This is a genomic window from Mesorhizobium sp. L-2-11, from assembly GCF_016756595.1.
Lineage (GTDB): Bacteria > Pseudomonadota > Alphaproteobacteria > Rhizobiales > Rhizobiaceae > Mesorhizobium.
This window is the reverse complement of sequence record NZ_AP023257.1, coordinates 5,899,853-5,923,815: the sequence shown is the minus strand read 5'-3', so window position 1 is coordinate 5,923,815 and position 23,963 is coordinate 5,899,853. Positions and strand designations below refer to the sequence as shown.

Below are 23,963 nucleotides of genomic sequence, written 5' to 3'. Positions count from 1 at the left end.
GCCCGTGCCGGCAAAGTGAGGGAGGCTGTGAGCACTGCTCCGGAAAGAAGCGTGTCGCGGCGCGTGAGTTGGAGTTCAGATTCGAATGATTGCCGCAAGGTCTATTCCTTCGGGTTCATCGGGAATCTCTCGTGCGGGACGGTTGATCGCGAGGAGGTGCCGAACGGTCGGGCCTCCCGGCCCCTTATGGAAGCGGCGGACCTCCTCTTGGACGTCTGCATCGGCCTTGGAAACACGCCGGTGTTGGCGCAGGTGCTCGGCCCATGATTCGACCACAAACCATTCCACTACCTTTTCCGGCTCAGCCGCATCCTCCGTCACTCCCCAGCCGTACGCCCCGTCGCGACGGCGTTCGTTCGAAAGCTTCGCCAGTGCCTTCAGGAAATTCGGACGCTCGGCTTTGTCGACTTTATACTCGATGATGATGAGGACCGGACCGCGGTCGTTGTCGACGGGTGCGGCGACCAACGGTTCGGGCCAATGGTTTGAGGCGACAAGATCGAACTCGCCCTTCGGCAGCTTAACGAAATGGAAGAGAAGCCCGGCTGCGGCAAGGCCAATGGCACTGATGATCAGAGCAAGCGGGATGCCCAGCGCCTGGGCGACAGCGCCCCAGGCGAGACTTCCCGCCGTCATCGCACCGTTGAAGACGGTCAGATAGACGGCCAGCGAGCGGCCCCGCACCCAGTTGGGCAGGATTGCCTGTGCAGCGCCATTCAAGGTGGTGAGCGCCGTGATCCAGGCCGCGCCAAGGGCAAGAAGCGCGATGATGGCTGTCCACTGCGGCGGCGCGAACGACAGTACGCCCATGACGGTTGCCGTGACGGCTGCCGCACCGAGCAGGAGCGCATCGGCATCGAAGCGCGCCCGTAGCCTCGGCATGATCAAGGCGCCACCAATCGCGCCAACGCCTACGGCGCCAAGAAGGATGCCGTAGAGGCCCGCGTTCCCGCCGAGAAGATCGCGCGCGACGAGAGGAAGCAGCGCCCAGACGGCGCTGGAGAATGCGAAGAAAACAGCCGCGCGCAACAGCACGACGTGCAGTTCGCGACTGGCCCTTGCATAGCGGACCCCCGCGCGGAAGGCTCCAAAGAAATGCTCGGAAAGCGCATCGTCAGCGGCGGCGGCGCGCTTCCACCAAAACAGTGCCGCGATGACGAACGCATAGCTGATGACGTCGACGCCATAGGTGACCGCCGCGCCGAACCAGGCAAGCAGCAGACCACCGAGCGCCGGGCCGATCGAACGGGCAATGTTGATGCCGAGCGAGTTCAGGGCGACGGCGCTCTTGACGTCTTGCTTCGCCACAAGCTCGGGAACAATCGCCTGCCATGTGGGAGCCATCAGCGCCGCGCCGATGCCTCCCACAAAGGTGAGCGCGATCAACGAACTGACCGATTGAAGGCCAGTCGCAGAAAGAAGCATGAGCCCGGTGCTTACGGCCGCGAGAAGGAGCTGTATAAAGATCAGGAATTTGCGGCGGTCGAGAATATCCGAGAGCACGCCAGCCGGAATCGCCAGCAGGAAAATCGGAAGCGTAGCGGCAGCCTGCACCATCGCAACGGCCGCCGGCCCCGCCGACAGCTCGGTCACCAGCCACGAACTGGCGACATCGCGGATGAAACTTCCGGTGTTGCCGACGACCGTCGCGATCCAAAGGATTGCGAAGACCTTCTGGCGCAGCGGCGCAAAGCCACTTGTCGAGGCAGCCCCGTCTGTCATAGCGCCTGCACCTTTCCGGAAACAGTGCGCTCACGCAGATCATGCCAGGCAACGAGCACGAAAGCGCCCGCGAGACCGAGATGCTCGAAAAACCCGTTGGTCGCCATCATGCGCTCCATGCCGGACGGCAGCTCCCAGAAGCGCAGCGCCAGGAACGTCGCCATCAGCGTGAAGCCAGCCAGGCAGAGCGCGGCCGCCCAGCGGAAGATGCCGAGAAGGATCAGCGCCGACATCACCAGTTCGAAAAAGATGACCGCGACAGCGAACAGCGGAGCGGGCGTCAGGCCAAAGTGGTTCATCTCCGCGATCGCGCCGTCGAAATCGTATATTTTCATCAACGGCCCCTGGATGTACGCCGAGCACAGAGCTAGCAACGCGAGGAAGCCGAGCGGCGGAGACGCAAGGGGTCGCGCGTAGGACGCTGCGCGTGCTTGCGTCGAGATTGTAGTCATTGTCTCGTTCTCCCCCTACATGGCCCAGCAGGCGCAGCCGAGCGCACCGAAGAAGCCCTTGAGATCGGAGATCGGCAGCTGGGATGTCCATGCTGAGGCGTGATCATGGCCATGGATGTTGCAGTTATTGGCGCAGCCGCATGTTGCGATCGAAGTTCGGCGGAGGGAGTGCTTGCCCGCTCCCTCCGGTTCGCCCCAAGCGGCATAGCCGCCAAAAGTGCGCACCGGAGACCAGTCCGGCATGGCCGGCGGAATGTCATTTTCGTTGAAATCGGAGAACGGGCCGGCCCCGTAGACGATCTTGCCGCCGACCATTGTGAGATCGGACGTCAGGAACGAGATCTCGTCCTCGGCGCAGCTAAAGAAGTCCTTGTCCGGCACGATCAGGTCGGCGAACTGGCTTTTCTCGATCCGGCCCTTCTTGCCTTCCTCGTTCGAGAACCAGGTCACGTTCTCGGTCCACATGCGAAGCGCCGTCTCGCGGTCAAGGCAGTTGTGGCGCGGATGAAGCTGCATGCCGCCGAGAGTCTTTCCGGTGATCATCCACGAGAGCGACACCCACGGATTATAGGAGGCGACGCGCGTTGCGTCGGTGCCGGCGGAGACATGGACGCCCTTCTCCAGCATCTTGGCTATCGGCGGTGTCGCCTCGGCGGCACCATGTCCGTACCGTTCGACGAAATATTCGCCTTGGTAGGCCATGCGGTGTTGGGTGGCGATGCCGCCGCCAAGCGCAGCGATCCGGTCGATCGACCGTTCCGAAATCGTCTCGGCATGATCGAAAAACCAGTTCAGGCCCGCGAGCGGGATGTCCTGGTTGACCTTCTCGAACACGTCGAGCGCGCGGGCGATCGTCTCGTCGTAAGTGGCATGCAGACGCCAGGGCCAACGGTTCTAGGCGAGCACGCGGACGACCTCTTCAAGCTCGCCTTCCATCTCAGGCGGCATGTCCGGACGTGGCTGGCGGAAATCCTCGAAGTCGGCGGCGGAGAACACCAGCATCTCGCCGGCGCCATTGTGACGGAAATAGTCGTTGCCCTGCTTGTACTTCACCGAAGAGGTCCAGTTGAGGAAATCCTGCTTCTCCTCCTTCGGCTTTTGAGTGAAGAGATTGTAGGCAAGCCGAACTGTCATCTGACCTTCGTCGGACAGCTTCTGGATGACCGCGTAGTCATCGGGATAGTTCTGGTAGCCGCCGCCTGCATCAATGACACCGGTGATGCCGAGGCGGTTCAACTCGCGCATGAAGTGGCGGGTCGAGTTGACCTGGTAGTCGAAGGGGAGCTTCGGCCCCTTGGCGAGTGTCGAATAGAGAATGCCTGCGTTGGGCTTTGCGAGGAGCATGCCTGTGGGGTTGCCGCTGGCGTCACGAACGATTTCTCCGCCGGACGGGTTCGGCGTGTCCTTCGTGTAGCCGACCGCGCGAAGCGCTGCCCCGTTCAACATTGCGCGATCGTAGAGATGCAGCAGGAAGACCGGCGTGTCGGGGGCGACAGCGTTGATCTCGTCGAGCGTCGGCAGGCGCTTTTCGACGAATTGATGCTCGGTAAAGCCGCCGACTGCCCGGACCCATTGCGGAGGCGGGGTGATCGCTACCTGACGCTTCAGCATGTCCATGGCGTCGGCAAGCGAGCGCACGCCATCCCAGCGCAGTTCCATATTGTAATTGAGGCCACCGCGAACGACATGCGTGTGGTTGTCGATCAGGCCCGGCAGGACGCGCTTGCCCTTGAGGTCGATCACCTTCGTGCCAGGTCCAGCAAGCGCCATGATCTCCCTGTCGTGGCCGACCGCGAGGAACTTGCCGTCCTTGACGGCGACCGCCGTGGCGTGTGGGTTGCTTCGGTCGAGCGTGGTGACGAGGCCGTGATGCAGGATGACGTCTGCGGTCATGGAGGTTTCTCCCGTGGCGGATGCTGGCGACAAGAGATCTGAAAGCGCGAGGCTCGATGCCGCGCCGAGAAGCGTGCGTCGCGTCGGCATCAGCTCGCCTTCCCTGTAGGTGGAACACGGCTTGCTATCGCACGAGCGCCGGAAGTGCCCCGCTCTCCCTTGGGCAGATGGCCGAACATGTGCGGCTTGATCTGGTTCAGCCAAGTGATGGCTGCAGGTTCCTTGTTCCAGAGCGTCTTGGCGAAGGGCATGATCTGCTCGCCGACCAGGATGCCGAACAGGCCCACGAGCGCGATCACCGGCGGCGCCGGAGAACGGACGTTGAGGAGACTGTAAATGACCCCGACGAGAAGTCCGGCCACAAGAGCGAATAGATATATTTTCATCGGCATGTCCTTTCGTCCGGTTTGGAAGGCAGTCCCGACAGCAGGAGCGATGGACGGGACTGCCGAGGCGTCTGGTCTTGAGCGGGATCAGTGCGCTTCGGACGCGCCGAACATTGTCTTCGCGTAAATGATGCCGAGTCCGTAGGCTCCGCCGAACTTCTTGGCGATGCCGGTCGTCATCTCGTAGGTTTCGGTGCGTGCCCAGTCGCGCTGCAGTTCGAGCATGTACTGGAGCGAGGTCATTGGCCGCACGCCGGCCTGCACCATGCGGTCCATGGCGCGTTCGTGTGCTTCGTCCGCGATGTCGCCGCAGGCGTCGGCAATTACATAAACTTCAAAGCCCTGGTCGAGCGCAGAAAGCGTCGGGCCGACGATACAGACGGAGGTCCACAAGCCGCAGAATACCAGACGCTTCTTGCCGATGGCGTTGACTTCCTCGATGACCGCGGCGTCCTCCCATGTGTTCATCGAGGTGCGGTCGAGCAGCGGCTGGCCGGGGAAGGCGTCGGTGATCTCCTGGTACATAGGACCGGAGAAGGTCTTTTCGGCGACCGTCGTCAGGATCGTCGAAACGCCGAAGCCGGCGGCGGCATGTGCGACCAGTGCGGCGTTGTTGCGGAGCGTGACGGCGTCGATAGACTTCGTCGCGAACGACATCTGCGACTGGAAGTCGATCATGAGTAGCGTGTGGTCCTTCGGCGACACGAGCATCGAGCCGGCCGTCGGCGTAGCGGAAAGCGTCATTTTGTTCTCCTGGTTTTCTGAGGATGATTGAAAGGTTTCGGGGGCGGGGGTTTGGTCGTGCCGCGTCCCGCAAGAACGGAAATTGAGGTTTCGGGCAGGGTTTGGGTTCAAATGCTAGGAACTGAATGGGACCGCCCCACCACCGATGGACGAGCGAATGGATCTTAACAGACGATCCGACTCCAGCGGTTTGACCAGATAAGCCGTCACGCCTGATCTCTCGGCTATCGCGCGGCTCACCTCGTCCGGAAACGCGGTCACCAAGATTGTCGGAATGGGTCTTTCCGTGGTGACCAAATGGCGGCAAAGCTCAAGCCCCGTCATTCCCGGCATCCTCAGATCCGTTACCAGACACGCCGCCTCGTTCACGGCGTTTGATGCTAGGAATTCCTCAGCACTCCCGAAAACAACAACCGAAAAGCCCAGTGAGCGTACCAGTGCCCTGGTGGCGTTCCGCGCCGACGCATCATCGTCGATGAGTGCGATCAGCGGATCTGGACAATACATTCGCCTTCTGTCACCTTCGCATCTCATTCCGGCGTGCGGAGGATCCGCCCGTGGCATTGCTTACGTGACAAACACCATGCGACGCGAAGTCGGTCGGGAGCAATTATACGGTGGGATAGTCCGTCTGCGGCTTTATGGTGTTGGCACCGACTCGGTCGGCGATCCGCACCAGGTCGGGAAGGGTCTTCACGCCCATCTTGCGCATCACCTGCGCCCTGTGGACCTTGACCGTGACCTCGCTTAGCTGAAGTTCGCCCGCGATCTGCTTGTTCATCAATCCGGCGACAACGCGGGACATGACCTCCTGCTCGCGTGGCGTGAGCGAGGCGAAGCGCTGGCGGACAATCTCCAACGTGCGGGCTCCCTCCCTTTGGACGCGGTCCCGTTCGAGGCCCCTGTGAACAGCATCGATGAGGTCCTGATCCCGAAATGGCTTGGTGAGGAATTCGATCGCCCCGGCCTTCATGGCAGCGACAGACATCGGTATGTCGCCATGGCCGGTAATGAACACGATCGGCACCCCCACACCCTGCGTCGCGAGTTCGCGCTGGAATTCAAGTCCGCTGACATTCGGGAGTCGGACGTCAAGGATGAGGCATCCTGGCCCAAGTCTTTGAGCTTCGGCAAGGAATGACTGGGTCGTCTCGAATGTAAGGACGGCATGGCCTATCGACCGAAATAATCTGTCGATAGATGCCCGCACGGAGGGATCATCATCCACCACATACACGGTCGCTTGATCAGAGGTCATCGGAGAATCTCTCGTCTTGCAGATCATTCCAAGCGTGGCAGCGTAAAGCGGAACGCCGCGCCGCCCGGACGGTCTCTCTCCAACCAGAGCCGCCCTCCGTGGGATTCTATCACCGAACGACAGAACATCAGGCCCATTCCCATGCCCTCGGGTTTGGTTGTAAAGAACGCCTCGAATATGCGGTCTGCGTCGTCGAGAGCTACGCCTGGTCCGGTGTCTTCAACGGACACTTGGACCCAATTTCGATCGTGCTGGCGGGTCCGCAATTGTACGACCCGTTCGCCGCCTGTAGCCTCGTTTACAGCATCGATCGGGTTGGCGACGAGGTTCGAAATCACCTGCTGTAACTGAACGCGGTTCCCGACAACAGTGACAGGTTCTTCCTCCAGATATGTCTCTAGCGCAACGCCTGTACGCCGCGCATCCGCTTGCCAGCGTCGAAGTACATCCTTCACCAGGGTTTTAACGTCCAGTAACTCGCGGTCTCGGGACGACTTCTGAAAGATCATTCGAATCCCCTCAATGATCCTCCCGGCACGATGGCCGTCGCTAACGATGTCTTCGATGGCGTCTTGCGCTTCATCGATTTCCGGGCGCGGCTTGTCGAGCCATCTTGCCGCGGCGTTGGCGTTCGTAACCATGCTCGACAAGGGCTGGTTGATCTCGTGCGCGATCGAGGCCGACAGAGCCTCCATCATCGTGAGGCGTGACTCCCTTATCCGCCGTTCCTGAGACACGGCATGGGCGAGCTTCGCATGGAGCGCAGTCGTCTGCGACAAGAGCGCCAGCAGAACAATGCTTGCCGAGACAAGGCCGTACACGCGGCCAGCCCACCATCCGACGCTGAGCCGTATACCCCCGCTGACGTATGACAGCAGGATTATCTCGATCGAGAGGGTCACGATGACGACGATCAGCCACAGGTCGAGAACAGAGCGCCGACCGCGCAACAAAATCAGAAGGGTGGTCGCGTAGAGAATCAGGGCAGTCGCCGAGACATAGCTCCAAAGGCCTGACACATCCCGGGTGCTCACCATGAATTCGGGAAGCGTGCCGGGGTCCAAGAACACTGCCAGCGTAAGCAGAGCCACACAGAGCCCGACCATGCCGACACTTGTCAGAATTGGCCGCGACGAAACAGGCGGCTCTTCGGTCCGCCCGTCCTGGTTCCGCAGGACCGCATAGGCGAGAACCAGCAGCGCGAAACCCAGGCGCCTGACAGCAGCAATCGTCGCCGTGCTCTGCATGCCCGTGTCCAGCCCGAAAGCGTCGAATACGCCCGGAAACGTGAGTGCCCAAGGCAGCGCGAGAAGCCCGGAAAACAGGTATGCGCTGGACAGGACGAGGACTGCCAGGGAGCGCTGTACCGAATACGTCGCCAGCAGCAAGGCAGCCGTGATTACCTCGACGAGCAGCATGGCGGCGGCATAGGCTGGGAGCAACCCTTCCGTGCCCTCGAGGCGGATTCTCGCGAATGGCACCGCGGCCAGGCAAGCACATGCCAGGACGGCCGAGATGCACAGCGCAAACAGTGTTTGATGCCTCGTAGGTCGTGAGTTCGAAAGCAAGTACGGCTGCGGCCCAGCCGGCAACTCTTCGCGTAAGCTCACCGTCTGTACTCCGGAGACGGGTGCGGACTCGCTATCAATCGAGTGTCCGTTAGGCGTCCGCGTGGACCCGGGTTGCTGTTCCTGCAGACCTCTGTTCAGCTCTCCGATCCTTCCCCATTCTGTTGCAGCCATTCCCGTGAAAAGGCAGTGTCCATGGCTACGAGTTCGTGTCCGGCATCGAATGTGTGCGCATCAAGCGCTGCGCGGGAGTACCTGAACCAGTCTTGCAGGACTGAGGCGTTGCGCCCGAAGGGATCGTGCGCCCCACTGAGCATCAGGACCTTAGCGCCCGTGAGATCGACCGCCGGCAGTACATCCAGCACAGGTGTCGGTCGCAGCAGTATGGCGCGGCGGACTGCCTTGGGACGGAGGCCCACCACGGCGGCAATGAAGTTCGCCCCGTTGGAATACCCAAGAAACGTCATGCGCGTGCGATTGAGACCGTAGCCGCTGATCGCTCCGTCGACAAATGCCTCGAAAGCCTCGGCCTCGGTCTTGATGTCGTCCTGGTCGAAACCCGTCTCCAAGCGGCGGAACCAGCGTGCCACGCCCTCCTCATGGCTGCGGCCGCGTAAGCCAAGGAGCGTCGCCTGCGGCGCGATCCAGCGCGCGACCGGCATCAGGTCGGCCTCGGAGCCGCCCGTGCCGTGAAGCAGCACGATGGTGCTTTCGTCCGGCTCCTCGGGCACATAGAGGCGATGCACGAAGGGCAGTTCGCGTCGCGGTATCCGCGGCTTTCCCGGCATCGCGAACTGCGGCAGCATAACCTTGAGGTCTTCGGCCCGGTCACTGTCACCGGGTGGAATGAACAAGGTCTGACCGAGCCGCTCCGGCTGCTCGTCTACAGTAAACCCGGGACCCTCTGTCGCCAGCTCGAACAGCGTTCCGCCGGGCTCGCGCACGTAGAGCGAAGTGAAATATTTCCGGTCATGGAAGTTTGTAGGTGAGGAATTCAGTCGGGAGAACTCTGTCTCGGCCTTTTTCACGGCGTCAACATCCGCGGCGCGGAACGCGGCATGGTCGACGGTGCCGGTGCCTGGAATGCCCGGCACATAGCCCGATGCATCACGAACATCGACGGCATCGGTATCGGAGAACATGCGGGTGATCGCACCCTCATTTCGGCGACCGCCGTAGCCGAAACGCTCGAGAAACGACATCGTTTCCTCAGGCTTGTCAGTCAGGATCGTGACGGCACGCAGCCGGCATGCGACCGCGTCGTGGCCCCGGTGGCTGTCAGAGGCGATGTCAGCTCCTACGAGCTTCACGATGATGCCGTCTGGGTCCTTCAGACGCAGAACCGGCTCGCCGAATTCCCGGACAGGACCCTCGACTGTAACGCCTTGGGAAAGTGCCCGGGTCATCCATTCGCCGATAGTGGATTGTGGAACAGCCAAAGCGATTTCCGACACCTGACCGGTGCCCACGCGCCCCGGCGAACCGTCTTCCCAAACGAGGAAGGTCACCAGTGAGCCGGGCGAGCCAAGGCGATCACCGTAGAAGAGATGAAGCTGTTCGCCGTCTTCAAAACCTCCGATCCGTTTAACCAGGCGCAGACCAAGGAAGCCGACGTAAAAATCGACGTTGGCCTGCACACGCCGGGTAATCAGCGTGACGTGGTGGATGCCGGAGGTCGGATTACCGTTGCATTGTGCATGACGCCGTTCGCCGTCGTCGTTATCCATTATGCACCTCCTGTCTTGAACAGCCGCGGACATGAGCCTGCCATTGGAATTGCGCTTGCGGAAACGTCGACAGGAGTCTTGTTATTGCCGCTACGCTGCCTCTTCAGTCAACACGCCCGCTGATCGGCAGCCTCCGCTTGCGCGTTTGCAAGTCGAGGTGGACCAACGTCCACATTCGGGGGCAAGCAGCCGTTCGCGCTCAGGCTACAGAGCCCAACTCGGGGTCAATCCTTCCGGTTCTCAAACAGGAAAGTTGCGCCATGTGCGGTAGCTTGCCCCGGTTGGGTTGCTGCTAAGCGTCCTTGAAGCGAAGGAAGACGTCGCAATGTTGCTCGATCTCTTCTCCCGTCGTGCTCCGACCTCGTTGTTTGCATCGGCGTGCGATCATTCCTCATTGTTCCTTTTGAAGGCGGCTCTGACGCCGGAGGCAAGGCTTGTACATCTTCCAGACCTGGATGCCGTAGTGGCCATTCGGATAGACGCAAACACCCTGATCCTCCTAGACATAGTGGCCCCGGAAATCCCGACCCTAGAGACATTCGTGCACATCTCGACTTCGAAGGTGACCGCATCGAGGTGCATCTCACACCCGACCGCTTGGGCTGGCGGCCGGAGAGACGGCATTCCGTCGACACGGGATACATGGTCCGTGGACCATTCCCGGTGGAAGGCTCGGCATACATGCTTTCCTCTATGCGCATTTAATGATCCTCGGCTTCGGGTCATCAGCGCTGGTTTGCGGATGTCGGCTATCGGGCAGCAAAATGGGCCGGCGAAGGTCGCGCTTGGTTCATGGGCGTGAATTCGCCGGGGCGCAAACGAGCTTCCGCTAACGGTTGCCGAAGACGCAGAAGCCCTCGCCCCACAACTGCCGAGCTTGGCCTATGGATGCGGCCGGCGCTGGTCGTACAGATCGGACGGCATTCGTATTTCTACCGCGCAGGCAGCGTCGACGCGAACTGGCCGGCTGAACGTCCGAAATCGTGGAATATTGCTATTCGTCTCGTCGATCGTAACGAGCAGGTAGGCCACTACCGGTCATTCGCAGCGCGCCTCGTTGGCTGACCTTCAGCCATAGGCCGGAGTCGACCCTCTGCGGTCGTCCACGTCAAGCACGACGAACGGCTCGATTGAGCCCAGAGCGGACAAGCTATGGAAGCATCGAAAGGTCAGTTGGCTCTGGTTCTGCGCCTGCTGCTGTCAGCATCGCGTGGACCTGACCCCGGTGGTGGGTCTGGTGGTTGAAGAGTTGAATAGCACAGAGAGCCTTTGGCTTCTCGATCCGCGTTGAACCGTCCCCAGGATACCAAACAACTATCCCGTTGAGGTCCGCGTCGAGCAATCGTGCTGCCCACTCTTCGATTTCCTCGTTCCGTTGCAAACGGAGCGTTTTGAAGTCATCCCAATCCGATGGGCTTGTGAGGGAGTGCTTGATGGTTTCCTCTGGGCGCTCGTTCCCCTTTAAACGCTGTAGCATCAGGGCATCAGCCCAATAAATATGGTTCAATGTAGCTGCGATCGATTGGAAGAACGCACCTCGATCCTTCCAGCGATCCACATTAGTGAGCCCATCAGCGGCAGTTACCAAAGAGGCATTCTGCCAGGTGTTGTAACGGGCCATAAGTCGGCAGTATTCGGCTGAGATCATTTTCTCGGGCTCCAATGGTTTTCGATGTTGGCTGTTTCCAGCCCCGCCTTGCCGTTTGGGGCGCCGCAAGCGCGCGGATTTCGTATCCGCAGCGAATGACGGCTTCGTCCTCTATTGAGCCGTTCGGCAAAACCACGCCGAACGGCAATCTCCCACCTTGGCCGGACTTTCCCGAGCTTCATCAGGCAATCTGTAGGCAGAACGCAGCAACCGATCACGTGCGCCATTTCACGACACTCGTGGCCCTTCTCAAAAACTGCCCTTCGCGCAACGGCTCGAGTCGACCCGTTGCTGCCGCTGGAGAAATCCTAGTGAACGGCCTGATTGAGCCCAAAGCGGGGCACTGAGCGCCTCGCGATGCGAACTACCAGCCATTGGGCGCTTGGGTATGCTCCACTTCATCGCTGGTCTGGATGCAGGAATGCGGCAAGGAACGTGGCGATGGCCGCCTCGGCATGCCGGCGAATCTCCTGCTGGGTCGGAATCGCCTCGTCTCCCAGCATCATGACCCGGTTAACCGGGTCCGCCATCACTAGCCAGTTGAACTGCGATGCGGCCACCGTCGCATCAGAGAACTGTAGCAGGTTCTTGTCGGCCAATTGTTCGAAGGCGCTACCCATGACCTCGAGCGCCCGTGCGGGGCCGCGCGCGTAAAGCGCCTTGGCTAGTTCCGGGAAGCGTCGCGCCTCCGCAATCACAAGCCGGCGCAACTGCATCAGCCCGGGTGTGAGGACGATGGTGAGCTGCCGGACGGCATAGTCGAGCAGATAGGCTTCGAGCTGAGAGCGGTCTTCGACATTGGGCAGGCCTGTGTGAACGGCAGTATCTGCCTCGCCCATCATCTGGCTCATCACCGCGGCGAACAGCGCCTCCTTGCTTGAGAAGTGCTTGTAGACCGTCTGCTTGGACACGCCAGACCGGCTGGCGATTTCGTCCATGCTGGCTCCAGCATAGCCAGTGCTCAGAAAGACTTCGGCCGCGGCGCTGACGATGGCGGCATGCTTGCGCTCCGAGCGCTTGCCAGGGCCATGGGCCAGGTCGGCTTCAACAGCCGGTATCGACATTTTCGAACTCCGTTGGCGAACCTTACTTGACATAATCAAACTGAACCGTCTAGTCTTGGCATAGAACCAAACGGTCTAGTTTGATCTTAGCGCAGGACAATGCAACGCGCTGGGCCCAGCGACAACGGCCTGCGACCTGTGGTTTAGCCCGACCGATGCGGACAATCTAGCTATCTCCGGCGGCCGTCTGGCCACCCCAAAGTGAGCAACGTCATGAAAACGAAGACAACCCACCTGAGTTGCGCCGTAAGCGGTCAGCCGATAACGTCAGGCCTAAAGTTCCAAGGCATGAGCATTTCGATTTCGGATGCCGGCCAGCCTTGAGCGATGCGGGTCAAGGTCTGCGAGAGCCAGTCGAGCGGATCGACGCTGTTCATTTTGCAGGTTTGCAGCAAGGTGGCTACCGTCGCCCAGGTTCGTCCACCGCCGTGGCTGCCGGCGAATAGACTATTCTTTCGCGTGATCGTCTGGGGCCTGATTGCACGCTCGACGATATTGGAGTCGATTTCGATGCGACCGTCCATCAGAAAGCGTTCCAGCGCCTCCCGCCGGGTGAGCGCGTAGCGGATCGCCTCGGCGGTCTTGGATTTTCCGGAGACCTTGCCCAGTTCCGCTTCCCATAGATCGAAGAGGCTCGCGACAATGGCCACGGACTTTTCCTGACGTAGCGCGGCGCGGCTTCCGGCATCCTTGCCGCGGACCTCGTCCTCGACCTTCCACAATTCGGTCATGGCGATGATCGAATCCGTCGCGGCCTGCGAGACCCCGCTGATGTGCAGGTCGTAGAATTTGCGCCGCAGGTGAGCCCAGCACCCGGCGAGCCGGATTGTTTCATTGCTGCCGGCTTTGGCCCGTGCCTTGACCAGGTTGGTATAGGCCGAGTAGCCATCCACTTGCAGGATACCGCTGAATCCGGCGAGGTGGCGCGCCACGCAATCCGCACCTCTGCTGTCTTCAAAACGATAGGCAACCATTGGCGGACTGGTTCCGCCATAGGGTCGGTCATCCCGTGCGTAGGCCCACAACCAGGCTTTCGTGGTTTTCCCGGAACCAGGGGCAAGGGTGGGCAAGGTCGTCTCGTCGGCGAAGACCCTTTCGCCCTCCTTGATGCGCTCCAGTATGTAATCAGCAAGCATCTGCAGCTCGAAGCCCAGATGCCCCATCCACTGCGCCATCAACGACCGGCTGATCTCGACGCCGTCGCGCAGATAGATCGCCTCCTGCCGATAAAGCGGGAGGCCGTCGGCGTATTTGGAGACGGCGATATAGGCGAGCAGCCGCTCCGTCGGCAGCCCGCTTTCGATGATGTGCGCCGGCGCCAGAGCCTGGACCACGCCGTCACGGCCCCGGAAGGCGTATTTGGGACGGCGCGTGACGATGACCTGGAACTTCGGCGGCACGACGTCCAGCCGCTCGGATCGATCCTCGCCGATCAGAACCTTTTCAAGCCCCTCGCAGTCGGCCGGGATTTCCGGCTCGACGACCTCCTCGATGCGTTCGAGGTGGGCAGCAAAGCCCTTGCGCGGACGCGGGGCGCGCTTCGGCTTGTTCCCGACCGCGCGGTCGAGTTCGCTCCGGATTTCCGAAAGGCCGGTCTCGACCTCTTCGAAGGCAAAGGAGGCCTGCTCGTCGTCGATGGCCAGGCGTAGCCGCTCGGAACGCGTGCCATGTTGCGTGCGCTGTAAAACTTTCAGGATTGACGTGAGATTGGCGATCCGCTCGCTGGCGCTTTTCTCGACAGCTTTCAGCCGGGCGACCTCCGCCTCAGATGCTGCGATCCGAGCGTCGGCGACTGCGATCCGGGCCTCGCTTGCAGCCTGCTCGCGAGCCATGGAAAGGATCATCGCCTTCAGCGCATCAACGTCGTCGGGAAGGGCAAGACCCGGTAGAACCATGGCAAGCAACAGAGCACAAAAACAGCCGCTTTCCCAACCGTTCCAGCCGCATGATTCATCTTGCCGCAGGCCGGTTTCAGCCCGTCGATAACGGCCGCCTGACCCTGGCCGGACGAATCTTTTTCCAGTCCAGTCCGGCCAGAAGCGCCATCAACTGGGCGTGGTCGAGACGCATGCGCGCGGCCGATATCCCCGGCCAGCAGAAGCTGTGATCTTCCAGAGTCTTCGAATAAAGACAAACCCCGCTGCCGTCCCACCACACGATGCGAACCCGGTCCGCACGCTTCGAACGGAATACGTGAAGTGCCCCCGAGAATGGGTCCAGGCCGCCATCCCTGACCAGCGCCATCAAAGATGCCGCGCCCTTGCGGAAGTCGACCGGCTGGCACGACACGTAAACCACCACACCGGAAGCGATCATGCCTTACGAACCGCGCGGATGATCCTCGCCAGGCGATCGGGATCGACATCGCCGCCGGCGCGCACCACTGCGTCGCCAATGACGATTTCCACCGTGTCGCTGCCCACCGCTTCAAAGCGCGTGAACTTCGCCGGCTTGCTCGCTCCCTCCGTCAGTGGCGCAACCATGCCCGACGAAAGCGCCTTGCGGCGCCACGCATAGAGCTGCGAGGGGTCCAGCCCCTCGGAACGCGCAACCGCCGAGACATTGCCCCCTGGCGAGAACGCTTCGGCGACAAGCCGTGCCTTCTCTTCGTCCGACCGATGGCGCGGCTTGCGTCGGGACGGCACAGGCTCCGCCGTCAAAATCTCGAATGTTCGATGATGGCTCATACTGTCGCTCATAGGATTCTCCGCATGATTCATGCTGAAAATGAGCGATCAACCGCCTGCACGCTACGTGGGGACGCCTACGCGCTTACGTTGCGCCTGCGGAACCTTTTGCCTCGAAGTGCATGGCACACCCATCATCAGCGCGGAATGCCACTGCAAGAGCTGTGGTGATGCGGCCAGAAGGCTGGAGATGCTTCCCGTGCCGGAGGCGATCCGAACGATCCACGGCGGTACGCGCTACGTCCTTTATCGGAAGGATCGGATCAGCCTTTTGGCCGGAACCGAAAACTTGCGGGAATTCCGCCTCGGGCCTAGCGCGTCAACGCGGCGTGTTCTGGCGTCCTGCTGCAGCACTCCCATCTTTCTAGAGTTCAAGGGTGGCCACTGGCTTAGCCTCTACGGCAATCTCTGGAAGCGTAATGATCTCCCGCCCCTCGAACTGCGCACAATGACCCAGGATGCCCCCGATCGCGCCAGCGTGCCGGACGACGTGCCTTCCAGTGCACTGGCTACGGCCGGCTTCTATGGCAGGCTGCTCGTCGCGTGGATTGCGATGGGCTTCAAAGTACCCGAGGTTGCTGTCAAAGGAGCTATCGATGCCTGACGATGAAAAAATCCTCATTGAGAGCATAACGTCGCCGCACCATACGGAGCGGGTCAACAAGGCCAAATACATGGCCATGCGCCACGCTCTGCTGGCTGCACTCCCCGAGCAGGCACCTGGGCTTACGGTGGCCGAGGCGAACATCGCCATCCTACCCCACCTATCCGAGGCCGAATTCCCCGGTGGCGCGAAGGCTGGATGGTGGTTGAAGGCCGTTCAACTGGATTTGGAGGCCAAGGGCATCATCCAGCGCGGTCCGGGAAAGCCGGTCAGACTTTTCAAGTGTCTTTGATACGTCTGCCGACATTTTGGGGGCACATTCTGAGATCACGTCCGAAATGGTGGAATGGCCATTCGTCTGGTCGATCGGAACGAGGTAGCGCCAGGAGGGGACCGTCGAGGACGGCCGCAACACGGTCGCGTTGGGAACTCAACGACTTTCACGATTTGCCGCGTGGTGGTCAAAATACAAGGGGGCGATGCCTCCGGCCTCAAGCCGCCGCGTCGAAGGCGATCTGGGCTTTCATCGCCTGGCCACGATCACTTGCGATCTGAAAGGCTTCTTCGGCCCGGGCGAGCGGCAGCGTGTGGGTTATCAGCGGCTTGACGTCGATCAGGCCGGACTGCATCAGCCGCACCGCCACCGGGAATTCTTCGTGAAAACGGAAAGAGCCGCGCAGTTCAAGTTCTTTCGCCGTGATCTGCATCATCGGCAGCGTCATGTCGCCGCCCAGTCCGAGCTGGACGATGATCCCGCGCGGACGCAGAGCGCCAATGCCGGCGGTCAGCGCCTGCTGAGCTCCCGAACACTCGTAGAAAACGTCGAAGTAGCCTCTGTCGCTGGCGTAGCCGGCGAGTCCATCCGGCTCGTCCTTCATGTTGATCGTGCGGTCGGCGCCGATCTTGTGTGCGAGGTCGAGCGGGAATTGCGCCAGATCCGTCACCACGATTTCCACCGCTCCCGCGCGCCGCGCAGCGAGAATGGCCAGCGCCCCGATCGGCCCGCAGCCGGTCACCAGAACGCGCTTGCCGAGCATTTCGCCGGCCCGCCGTGTCGCATGCAGCGTCACGGAAAGCGGCTCCGCCATCGCCGCCTCGCCGGCACCCAGCCCGTCAGCCTGGATGCACTGTAATGCGTCGGCCATCAGTACTTCGCGAAACGCGCCCTGTATGTGCGGGTACGGCATTGCAGATCCGTAAAAGCGCATGTGCAGGCACTGATTGTACAGGCCCTCGCTGCAGAAGCGGCACGAGCGGCAAGGACGCGACGGCGAAACTGCGACGAGATCGCCAACCGACAGGCCCTGCACGCCCTCTCCCAACCTCGTGATTCGTCCCGAAACCTCATGACCGAGGATCATCGGCTCCTTGAGCCGCACTGCGCCGAATCCCCCATGATTGTAGTAGTGCAGGTCGGAGCCGCAGACGCCGCCCGTTGCCAGCCTGATCTGGACTTGGCCGCGGCCGGGTTCCTCGACCTCGCATTCCTCGATGCGCAGATCCTTGGCCTGGTGGATGACGACGGCTTTCATTGGGACCTCACAAAACGGGCGTCAGCAGATCGCGGCCTTCGAAATGAGCCACGAGGTTGTCATAGACGAGCTTTCCCATCGCCTTGCGCGTTTCTACGGTTCCTGAGGCGTGATGCGGTTGCAGCAGAACGTTGTCGAGTTCCAGGAAGCGCGGATTGATCTTCGGTTCCCCTTCAAACACGTCCAGCGCAGCTGAGCCGAGCCTGCCATTCTCGAGCGCGTCGAGCAGCGCCTCCTCATCGATGTTGGAGGCGCGCGAAATGTTGATCAGCATGCCGTCGGGCCCGAGCGCGTTGATGACCTGCTTACCGACGATGTGACGCGTCGCCGCTGAAGCGGCGAGCGTAACGAAAAGGAAGTCGGAATGCTCCGCGAGCGCCACGGGGTCAGCGATGAATGTCCAGTCAGGCGCGTAGCTCTTGGGTTCCACGTCGCTATAGGCGATGTCCATGTCGAAGCCGGCGAGCCGCTTCGCCACCTCGAAGCCGATCCGCCCCAGACCGAGAACACCAGCCCGCTTTTCGTGAACTCGGTTCTTCAGCGGATAGAGCCCGCGCGAAGCCCAGTCGCCGCCGCGCACCCAGCTCTCAGCGCCAGTCATGCCGCGCGCCTGTGCGAGCATCATCGCCACGCCAAGGTCGGCGACGTCCTTGGTTAGCACGTCCGGCGTGTTGGTGACCCGGATGCCGCGCTCGCGAGCCGTGGCGAGATCGACCGCGTCGAAGCCGACACCGTAGACGGAAATGATTTCGAGTTTCGGCAGCGCTTCGATCATAGCCTTGTCCGCCCCGAGTTCGCCGCGCGTCGCGATCCCCCTGATATCAGGGCCATGGGCTTTCAGAAACGCCGCCGTGTCGCTAACCTCGAAATAGCGATGCAGGGTGAATTTTTCGCCCAGCGGGCCTTCGTCCCATGCCGGGTAGGGTCCGACCTGCAGGATCGCCACTTTGCTCATTTTGAAGAATGCTCCGTGCCATGCTTGTATGTGTTATCGATAACATATACAAACAATGCCAGCAGTGTCGAGAAGAAAAGAGGGAGGCCCAATCGTGCCAGCTACGAACCCGCTGTTTGACCTGAACGGGAAGACCGCGCTCATCACCGGTTCCTCGCAGGGAATAGGACTGGCCTTAGCGCGCGGACTTTGTGACGCCGGGGCGGCCGTCATCCTCAACGGCAGGGATGCGCACAAGCTTGAAGCCGCCGCGGCGTCGCTTGCGTCCGCCGGCGCGGTCGTCCACCAACTTGTATTTGATGTCACCGACCACGGTGTGGCGCGTGAGGCGGTTGACAAATTCGAGGCGAGGACCGGCCCGATCGATATCCTGGTCAACAATGCCGGCATGCAGCATCGCGCGCCGCTGGAGGAGTTTGAGCCCGATGCGTTCGAGCAGCTCCTTCGAACGAACATCTCAAGCGTCTTCAATGTCGGCCAGGCCGTGGCGCGCCACATGATCCGGCGCGGTGCGGGCAAGATCATCAACATCGCCTCGGTGCAGACCGCCTTGGCGCGCCCGTCGATCGCCCCCTATACGGCGACCAAAGGCGCGGTCGGCAACCTCACCAAGGGCATGGCCACGGACTGGGCAAAATACGGACTCCAGATCAACGCGATTGCGCCCGGCTATTTCGACACGCCGCTCAACAAAGCGCTCGTCGACGATCCGGCTTTCAGCGATTGGCTGCAAAGGCGGACCCCTGCGGGACGGTGGGGAAAAGTCGATGAACTCGTCGGCGCCTGCATCTTCCTCTCCTCGGCAGCATCGAGCTTCGTCAATGGACACATTCTATATGTCGACGGCGGCATCACTGCATCGCTCTGAGCGACCTCGGCTGTTCGTGGTGATGGGCGTGGCCGGATGCGGCAACTCCACTGTCGGCGAAGCGCTCGCGCCCGGGCTCGGTGGCATCTATTTCGATGGCGACAACTTTCATCCGCGGGAAAACATCGCCAAGATGAGCCGTGGCGAACCCTTGACGGATGCGGATCGCTGGCCGTGGCTGCGGCGGATCGGAGCCGAGATTGCAGCCCAGAAAGGTATTGTTGTCTGCGGCTGCTCGGCGTTACGGCGCGTCTATCGCGATGTGATCCGCGAAGCAGCCGGGGAGCCTGTCCTCTTCATCCATCTGGCCGGAAGCCGCGAACTCATCGAACGACGCATGGCTGCGCGCTCCGGGCATTTCATGCCTTTGAGCCTGCTTGAAAGTCAGTTCGCGACGCTGGAACCACCTGGCGCAGATGAAGATGCGGAGTCTATCGGGATCGATGCATCGACCGACGAAATCGTAGCGCGGATCGCCTCGCAAATTGGAGAGAACGGCTCATGGCCAACAGGGTAGCATTGATCGGCGCCGGCGTGATGGGCAGCGCAATCGGGACTCGGCTGCTGGAGACCGGAAATGAACTCCACGCATTCGACCTCGACAAGCAGAAATTGGCAGCGCTTGCCGCGAAGGGTGCGAAACCCGCGCAGTCGGCAGCCGCGGCCGCGGCTAGTGCCGACTTCGTAATCACCAGCCTGAACTCGGCTAAAATAGTGCGCGCCGCCATTTTCGGAGCAGAGGGGGTCGCTGCGGGGGCTGCGCCTGGGACGATGATTATCGATATGTCGTCGATCGATCCGGATTCGACCCGGTCTCTCGCCGTGGAGGCCGCTGCAAAGGGGCTGCGCTGGTTGGATTGTCCGCTCTCCGGCGGTGCGCCAAAGGCGCTGATCGGCCAGCTCGCCGTAATGGCCGGCGGCGAGCGAAACGATTTCGAGGAGGCCCGCGCGGTGATGCGGCACCTGTGCGCCAATTTCACCTATATGGGACCAAGCGGCGCCGGGCAGACCACCAAACTCATCAACCAGGTCTTGTGCGCGCTGAACTTCATGGCGGTTGCAGAAGCGACGCAGCTTGCGCTCGATGCTGGCGTGGATGCTGCCGCCATTCCCGGGGCGCTGAAGGGGGGCCGCGCCGACAGTGCCATCCTGCAAGAATTCATGGGCAAGATGGCGCGCAAGGATTTCTCGCCCACCGGCCGAATCGACAACATGGTTAAGGACCTCGAGGGTGTGCAGGATCTCGCTCGCCACACCGGCACTGCCATGCCCCTGACCTCGCTCTGCGCCGAAATCCATCGCCTGCTGACCTCGGCCGGCCTCGGCGGCGCCGATAACGCCGCGCTGATGAAATTCTTTGAAGGTCCAGCAAAAGGAGATGCTGCATGATTACGCGCTACGCGCTGTTCGAGGGTTCTGTGAAGGACGGGCAAACGGAAGCGTTTCGGGCTTTTGTCAACGATGAACTCGTTCCGCTTTGGACGACATTCGAGGGCGCACAGGAGGTCCGGGTGATGTTCGGAGAGGAGCGCGACGATGGCGCACCAGAGTTTCCGCTGATCCTGGCGATCACTTATCCCGATCGGGCCGCTCTCGAGCGCGCGATGGGCTGTGCGGCCCGTTTCAAATCTCGGGACAAGACGGGCGAACTGGTGGGGCTGTTTTTCGACGGCCGCATCCATCACCATGTGACGGCGGCGCAAAGCTTCGTTATCTGATGGGTCGAATGCGTGATCAGAGCTTCCATAAGGCGTAGCACGTGCAGTAGACATTTGCCCGGCTTGTGCCTAGATTTCTGATATCGATAACGTCGGGCAGTCATGGCAGGCAACAACAAGACCCCCACGATGTTGGATGTTGCGCGACTGGCGAACGTATCGTCCATGACGGTTTCGCGCGCCTTCAAACGCGATGCCTCGGTAGGCAAGGAAACGCGGGAGAGAATCCTTAAGGCGGCGGATGAGTTGGGCTATGTCCTCGACAGCACTGCCGCCAACCTCTCGTCGCGCAAGACTGGCTTCGTGGCGGTGACGATCCCTTCCATCAACAATGCCAACTTCGCCGATACCTTGCGAGGCATGTCCCAGCGGTTGCGCGGCAGCGGCCTCGAAATTCTCCTCGGCTATACCGACTACAGCGTCGACGAGGAGGAACGGCTCATCGAGCAGTTTCTGCGCCGCCGTCCCGAAGCGATCGTGGTGACGGGCGGAACCCATACCGACCGATGCCGAAAGCTGCTCGAACATTCAGGCGTCCCGGTGGTGGAAACCTGGGATTTGCCGGCGAAGCCAATCGGCCATGTGGTCGGATTCTCGAATGCCGAAGCGGCGAAGCTGATGGTCGATCATTTCGTCGAGCGCGGCTACACAAGGCTGGGATTCATAGGCGGCGACACGTCCCGCGACACGCGCGGCCTCGACCGTCGGCGCGGCTTTCTCGAAGCAGTCAAGGCCCGAGGACTGGATTCGAGCCGGTTGATCGCGTCCGGACCGCCGCCCATCACCATGCGCGAAGGCGCGGCATCCATGCGCGAGATGATCGCGCGCTGGCCTGACACGCAGGCCGTGATGTGCGTTTCCGACCTCTCGGCATTTGGTGCGCTGACCGAGTGCCAGCGGAAGGGCATCCGGGTTCCCGAAGACATCGCTATTGGCGGGTTCGGAGCTTACGACCTCGCTGAGCATGCCGTTCCGGCGATCACGACGATCGATGCGAGCGCAAAGGCGATCGGCACCCATGCGGCCGATACCGTATTAAGCTTGCTTTCCAATCCTGAATCCACCGATGTCCGTATGGTGACGAGAATCACCCCCAAGATCATTGCGCGCCAGACGACTTAGCGCCTTGCCGGAAGAATGGCCGCGGCAGACCGGAATCCTCCGCCCGCCCCAGCTAACCGGCATTGCTTCCAGCAATCGGTTTCAGTTCGAGACCATGCTTCTGGCGCCAAACAGTTATGCGATCGGGCGAGTCGTCGAAGGTCGATTCCCTGTTGACTTGATGTTATCGATAACATAGCATTCGGCGGCTGGTGGCTGTCCTATGGGAGGAGATAGCGTGAATGGACCGTTTGCGTCGCTTTTTTGATGGCGGTTTCAGGCTGATGGATGCCGTCATGGCGCTGTCGATGCTTGCCATGATTGTTATCGTCTTCGCCAATGTCGTGCTTCGCTACGGCTTCGCCAGCGGCATCCTGGGGTCGGTCGAACTGTCCCGCTTCCTCTTCGTCTGGATCGTTATGCTGGGCGCCGTTGCCTGCTTGCGCGACGACGATCACCTGCAGCTTACGACCATGCTTGAGGCGCTGCCGGCCGGGCTCCGCCGGATAGTCACGGTTCTGACCTCGGTGGTGATCATGCTCTGCTGCGCAATGCTTGCGTTGGGCAGTTACCGGCAGGCGATGGCTAACTGGGCCAATCCGCAACCGATGAGCGGCATTCCCGTCGGCGCGGTCTATCTCGCCGGAGCAGTCGGCGGCGTGCTGATGGCGGCGGTGGCGTTGGTGAGAGTATTCCGTCGGCTCCCGCCCGCGGGCGGCGCCCCTGCCGGGAGTGACCCGGTATGACGCTCTTCCTCTTCCTGTTCGTGCTAATCGGGGCGATCCTGATCGGCGTGCCGGTGGCGTTCGCGCTGCTGTTGAGTGCTATCGCCCTCATGGTCCATATGGACCTGTTCAGCTCGGATATTCTGGCGCAGTCACTCGTCAACGGCGTTGATAATTTCGCGCTGATCGCGATTCCCTTCTTTCTCGTCGCAGGCGAAACCATGTCGGTCGGCGGCCTTTCGCGGCGGATCGTCCGACTGGCCATGTCGCTGGTCGGTCACCGCAAGGGTGGACTCGGCTACGTCGCGATCATAACAGCGGTGGTCCTGGCCGGCCTGTCGGGTTCGGCAGTGGCCGACGCTGCCGCGCTCGTCGCCATTCTGCTTCCGATGATGCGGAACGCGCACTATCCCGAAAAATATTCGGTCGGGCTGCTGGCTTCGGGCGGCATCATCGCCCCTGTTATTCCGCCATCGCTGCCGCTCATCATCATCGGTGTGGCGGGCAACATTTCGATTTCGAAGCTATTTCTCGGCGGCATTGCACCGGGCCTCATGATGGGAGCCGCGCTCGTTGCGACCTGGTGGTTCATCGTCCGCGGCGAAGCGATCGAAACGCCCCAGGAGGCTTCGGCCGGGGACCGCCTCGTCGCGTTGCGCGAAGGCGCTTGGGCGCTGCTGCTTCCGGTCATCATCATTGGCGGCATAAAGACTGGCATATTCACCCCGACGGAGGCCGCCGTCGTCGCCGCCGTCTATGCCATCGCCGTGTCGGCTCTGATCTATCGCGAACTCTCGCTGCCGGCCTTCTACAAGATCCTGCTGCGTTCGGCGCGCGCCACCGCCATGGTCATGTTCCTCGTCGGTTGCGCCATGGTGGCGTCGTGGCTGATCACCGTCGCGCAGCTTCCGCAGCAGGTGGCAACCTTACTCGAGCCGCTGATCGACAGCCCGCGTCTGCTGATGCTCGCCATCATGGTGCTGGTCCTGCTCGTCGGCATGGTGATGGACCTCACTCCGACGATCTTGATTCTCGTGCCGCTGCTGATGCCGGTGATCAAGCTCGCCGGAATCGATCCCGTCTATTTTGGTCTGATGTTCGTCATCAACACGTCGATCGGCCTGATCACCCCTCCTGTCGGGACGGTGCTTAACGTCGTTTGCGGCGTCGGCAAGGTGCGTTTCGAAATGGCGATACGCGGCGTCGCGCCCTTCATTGCCGTCTACATCGCGCTGCTTGCCCTATTCATCCTGTTCCCGGACCTCATCATTGTTCCGATGAGATGGTTCACCGGATAGTTCGATCATTGCA

24 protein-coding genes and 1 pseudogene are annotated in these 23,963 nt (G+C 61.4%); 9 read left to right on the top strand and 16 right to left on the bottom strand.

The window, feature by feature from the left end; translation table 11 throughout:
* Positions 1–75 precede the first annotated feature (75 nt).
* From JG739_RS28220 to JG739_RS28155, 14 genes and pseudogenes are all read right to left on the bottom strand, one after another.
* Entirely contained in the window at positions 76–1,722 is a 1,647-nt protein-coding gene (locus tag JG739_RS28220) for an MFS transporter (protein WP_202364379.1), read from the bottom strand.
* Complete coding sequence (locus tag JG739_RS28215; protein WP_202364378.1) at positions 1,719–2,174, bottom strand: DoxX family protein; 456 nt, start codon at positions 2,172–2,174, stop codon at positions 1,719–1,721. The genes JG739_RS28220 and JG739_RS28215 overlap by 4 nt, the downstream gene beginning before the upstream one ends.
* Before the next feature lie 15 nt (positions 2,175–2,189).
* A pseudogene (locus JG739_RS28210) lies at positions 2,190–4,157 on the bottom strand (amidohydrolase).
* Positions 4,157–4,453 (bottom strand): XapX domain-containing protein, encoded by a 297-nt coding sequence (locus JG739_RS28205; RefSeq protein ID WP_202364377.1) that lies wholly within the window; start codon positions 4,451–4,453, stop codon positions 4,157–4,159. The pseudogene JG739_RS28210 and the gene JG739_RS28205 overlap by 1 nt, the downstream one beginning before the upstream one ends.
* 87 nt (positions 4,454–4,540) lie before the next feature.
* Positions 4,541–5,197 carry a hydrolase gene (locus JG739_RS28200; protein ID WP_202364376.1) on the bottom strand — a complete coding sequence of 219 codons (657 nt, stop codon included), beginning with the start codon at positions 5,195–5,197 and terminating at the stop codon, positions 4,541–4,543.
* Positions 5,198–5,311: 114 nt separating this feature from the next.
* Positions 5,312–5,704 (bottom strand): response regulator transcription factor, encoded by a 393-nt coding sequence (locus tag JG739_RS28195; RefSeq protein ID WP_202364375.1) that lies wholly within the window; start codon positions 5,702–5,704, stop codon positions 5,312–5,314.
* Between the two features lie 103 nt (positions 5,705–5,807).
* Positions 5,808–6,455, bottom strand: a complete 648-nt coding sequence (locus JG739_RS28190; RefSeq protein ID WP_202367680.1) for a response regulator transcription factor — start codon at positions 6,453–6,455, stop codon at positions 5,808–5,810.
* Positions 6,456–6,478: 23 nt separating this feature from the next.
* Entirely contained in the window at positions 6,479–7,873 is a 1,395-nt protein-coding gene (locus tag JG739_RS28185) for an ATP-binding protein (protein WP_244749603.1), read from the bottom strand.
* A gap of 287 nt (positions 7,874–8,160) precedes the next feature.
* Entirely contained in the window at positions 8,161–9,750 is a 1,590-nt protein-coding gene (locus JG739_RS28180; RefSeq protein ID WP_202364373.1) for a VOC family protein, read from the bottom strand.
* A 1,150-nt stretch (positions 9,751–10,900) separates the two neighbouring features.
* Positions 10,901–11,398 (bottom strand): DinB family protein, encoded by a 498-nt coding sequence (locus tag JG739_RS28175; RefSeq protein ID WP_202364372.1) that lies wholly within the window; start codon positions 11,396–11,398, stop codon positions 10,901–10,903.
* Between the two features lie 398 nt (positions 11,399–11,796).
* Positions 11,797–12,462: a TetR/AcrR family transcriptional regulator gene (locus tag JG739_RS28170; RefSeq protein ID WP_202364371.1), complete on the bottom strand. Its 666-nt coding sequence runs from the start codon at positions 12,460–12,462 to the stop codon at positions 11,797–11,799.
* Between the two features lie 254 nt (positions 12,463–12,716).
* On the bottom strand, positions 12,717–14,357 hold the full coding sequence (gene tnpC / locus JG739_RS28165) for an IS66 family transposase (RefSeq protein WP_183445373.1): 1,641 nt from the start codon (positions 14,355–14,357) through the stop codon (positions 12,717–12,719).
* A gap of 76 nt (positions 14,358–14,433) precedes the next feature.
* Complete coding sequence (gene tnpB / locus JG739_RS28160) at positions 14,434–14,778, bottom strand: IS66 family insertion sequence element accessory protein TnpB (RefSeq protein WP_183445374.1); 345 nt, start codon at positions 14,776–14,778, stop codon at positions 14,434–14,436.
* Positions 14,775–15,161, bottom strand: a complete 387-nt coding sequence (locus JG739_RS28155) for a transposase (RefSeq protein ID WP_183445375.1) — start codon at positions 15,159–15,161, stop codon at positions 14,775–14,777. The genes tnpB and JG739_RS28155 overlap by 4 nt, the downstream gene beginning before the upstream one ends.
* A gap of 19 nt (positions 15,162–15,180) precedes the next feature.
* On the opposite strand from JG739_RS28155, the gene JG739_RS28150 reads away from it, so the two are divergent.
* Both JG739_RS28150 and JG739_RS28145 read left to right on the top strand, forming a co-directional pair.
* Positions 15,181–15,753 (top strand): GFA family protein, encoded by a 573-nt coding sequence (locus tag JG739_RS28150; protein WP_244749602.1) that lies wholly within the window; start codon positions 15,181–15,183, stop codon positions 15,751–15,753.
* Entirely contained in the window at positions 15,746–16,045 is a 300-nt protein-coding gene (locus JG739_RS28145; RefSeq protein ID WP_202364370.1) for a DUF6958 family protein, read from the top strand. Before JG739_RS28150 ends, JG739_RS28145 begins: the two co-directional genes overlap by 8 nt.
* 199 nt (positions 16,046–16,244) lie before the next feature.
* Here the strand turns inward: JG739_RS28145 and JG739_RS28140 are convergent, their stop codons facing one another.
* Both JG739_RS28140 and JG739_RS28135 read right to left on the bottom strand, forming a co-directional pair.
* A complete protein-coding gene (locus tag JG739_RS28140) occupies positions 16,245–17,285 on the bottom strand; it encodes an L-idonate 5-dehydrogenase (RefSeq protein ID WP_202364369.1) in 1,041 nt (346 codons plus the stop codon).
* A gap of 7 nt (positions 17,286–17,292) precedes the next feature.
* Positions 17,293–18,240, bottom strand: coding sequence for a 2-hydroxyacid dehydrogenase (locus JG739_RS28135; protein ID WP_202364368.1), 948 nt, complete (start codon positions 18,238–18,240; stop codon positions 17,293–17,295).
* A 94-nt stretch (positions 18,241–18,334) separates the two neighbouring features.
* Between JG739_RS28135 and JG739_RS28130 the strand changes: the two genes are divergently transcribed.
* From JG739_RS28130 to JG739_RS28100, 7 genes are all read left to right on the top strand, one after another.
* Entirely contained in the window at positions 18,335–19,108 is a 774-nt protein-coding gene (locus tag JG739_RS28130) for an SDR family oxidoreductase (protein WP_244749601.1), read from the top strand.
* Entirely contained in the window at positions 19,077–19,625 is a 549-nt protein-coding gene (locus JG739_RS28125; RefSeq protein WP_202367678.1) for a gluconokinase, read from the top strand. The genes JG739_RS28130 and JG739_RS28125 overlap by 32 nt, the downstream gene beginning before the upstream one ends.
* Positions 19,610–20,497 (top strand): NAD(P)-dependent oxidoreductase, encoded by an 888-nt coding sequence (locus JG739_RS28120; RefSeq protein ID WP_202364366.1) that lies wholly within the window; start codon positions 19,610–19,612, stop codon positions 20,495–20,497. Before JG739_RS28125 ends, JG739_RS28120 begins: the two co-directional genes overlap by 16 nt.
* Entirely contained in the window at positions 20,494–20,826 is a 333-nt protein-coding gene (locus tag JG739_RS28115; protein WP_202364365.1) for a hypothetical protein, read from the top strand. Before JG739_RS28120 ends, JG739_RS28115 begins: the two co-directional genes overlap by 4 nt.
* A gap of 102 nt (positions 20,827–20,928) precedes the next feature.
* A complete protein-coding gene (locus JG739_RS28110; protein ID WP_240547428.1) occupies positions 20,929–21,948 on the top strand; it encodes a LacI family DNA-binding transcriptional regulator in 1,020 nt (339 codons plus the stop codon).
* A gap of 221 nt (positions 21,949–22,169) precedes the next feature.
* Positions 22,170–22,673: a TRAP transporter small permease gene (locus JG739_RS28105; protein ID WP_202364364.1), complete on the top strand. Its 504-nt coding sequence runs from the start codon at positions 22,170–22,172 to the stop codon at positions 22,671–22,673.
* Positions 22,670–23,950 carry a TRAP transporter large permease subunit gene (locus JG739_RS28100; RefSeq protein WP_202364363.1) on the top strand — a complete coding sequence of 427 codons (1,281 nt, stop codon included), beginning with the start codon at positions 22,670–22,672 and terminating at the stop codon, positions 23,948–23,950. Before JG739_RS28105 ends, JG739_RS28100 begins: the two co-directional genes overlap by 4 nt.
* The last annotated feature ends 13 nt before the right edge of the window (positions 23,951–23,963 follow it).

Excerpts from the sequence above, each read along its gene's own strand:
- JG739_RS28220 (WP_202364379.1), bottom strand. The coding sequence starts at position 1,722 with ATGACAGACGGGGCTGCCTCGACAAGTGGCTTTGCGCCGCTGCGCCAG.
- JG739_RS28215 (WP_202364378.1), bottom strand. The coding sequence starts at position 2,174 with ATGACTACAATCTCGACGCAAGCACGCGCAGCGTCCTACGCGCGACCC.
- JG739_RS28205 (WP_202364377.1), bottom strand. The coding sequence starts at position 4,453 with ATGAAAATATATCTATTCGCTCTTGTGGCCGGACTTCTCGTCGGGGTC.
- JG739_RS28200 (WP_202364376.1), bottom strand. The coding sequence starts at position 5,197 with ATGACGCTTTCCGCTACGCCGACGGCCGGCTCGATGCTCGTGTCGCCG.
- JG739_RS28195 (WP_202364375.1), bottom strand. The coding sequence starts at position 5,704 with ATGTATTGTCCAGATCCGCTGATCGCACTCATCGACGATGATGCGTCG.
- JG739_RS28190 (WP_202367680.1), bottom strand. The coding sequence starts at position 6,455 with ATGACCTCTGATCAAGCGACCGTGTATGTGGTGGATGATGATCCCTCC.
- JG739_RS28185 (WP_244749603.1), bottom strand. The coding sequence starts at position 7,873 with ATGCTGCTCGTCGAGGTAATCACGGCTGCCTTGCTGCTGGCGACGTAT.
- JG739_RS28180 (WP_202364373.1), bottom strand. The coding sequence starts at position 9,750 with ATGGATAACGACGACGGCGAACGGCGTCATGCACAATGCAACGGTAAT.
- JG739_RS28175 (WP_202364372.1), bottom strand. The coding sequence starts at position 11,398 with ATGATCTCAGCCGAATACTGCCGACTTATGGCCCGTTACAACACCTGG.
- JG739_RS28170 (WP_202364371.1), bottom strand. The coding sequence starts at position 12,462 with ATGTCGATACCGGCTGTTGAAGCCGACCTGGCCCATGGCCCTGGCAAG.
- tnpC (WP_183445373.1), bottom strand. The coding sequence starts at position 14,357 with ATGGTTCTACCGGGTCTTGCCCTTCCCGACGACGTTGATGCGCTGAAG.
- tnpB (WP_183445374.1), bottom strand. The coding sequence starts at position 14,778 with ATGATCGCTTCCGGTGTGGTGGTTTACGTGTCGTGCCAGCCGGTCGAC.
- JG739_RS28155 (WP_183445375.1), bottom strand. The coding sequence starts at position 15,161 with ATGAGCGACAGTATGAGCCATCATCGAACATTCGAGATTTTGACGGCG.
- JG739_RS28150 (WP_244749602.1), top strand. The coding sequence starts at position 15,181 with ATGCTGAAAATGAGCGATCAACCGCCTGCACGCTACGTGGGGACGCCT.
- JG739_RS28145 (WP_202364370.1), top strand. The coding sequence starts at position 15,746 with ATGCCTGACGATGAAAAAATCCTCATTGAGAGCATAACGTCGCCGCAC.
- JG739_RS28140 (WP_202364369.1), bottom strand. The coding sequence starts at position 17,285 with ATGAAAGCCGTCGTCATCCACCAGGCCAAGGATCTGCGCATCGAGGAA.
- JG739_RS28135 (WP_202364368.1), bottom strand. The coding sequence starts at position 18,240 with ATGAGCAAAGTGGCGATCCTGCAGGTCGGACCCTACCCGGCATGGGAC.
- JG739_RS28125 (WP_202367678.1), top strand. The coding sequence starts at position 19,077 with ATGTCGACGGCGGCATCACTGCATCGCTCTGAGCGACCTCGGCTGTTC.
- JG739_RS28120 (WP_202364366.1), top strand. The coding sequence starts at position 19,610 with ATGGCCAACAGGGTAGCATTGATCGGCGCCGGCGTGATGGGCAGCGCA.
- JG739_RS28115 (WP_202364365.1), top strand. The coding sequence starts at position 20,494 with ATGATTACGCGCTACGCGCTGTTCGAGGGTTCTGTGAAGGACGGGCAA.
- JG739_RS28110 (WP_240547428.1), top strand. The coding sequence starts at position 20,929 with ATGGCAGGCAACAACAAGACCCCCACGATGTTGGATGTTGCGCGACTG.
- JG739_RS28105 (WP_202364364.1), top strand. The coding sequence starts at position 22,170 with ATGGACCGTTTGCGTCGCTTTTTTGATGGCGGTTTCAGGCTGATGGAT.
- JG739_RS28100 (WP_202364363.1), top strand. The coding sequence starts at position 22,670 with ATGACGCTCTTCCTCTTCCTGTTCGTGCTAATCGGGGCGATCCTGATC.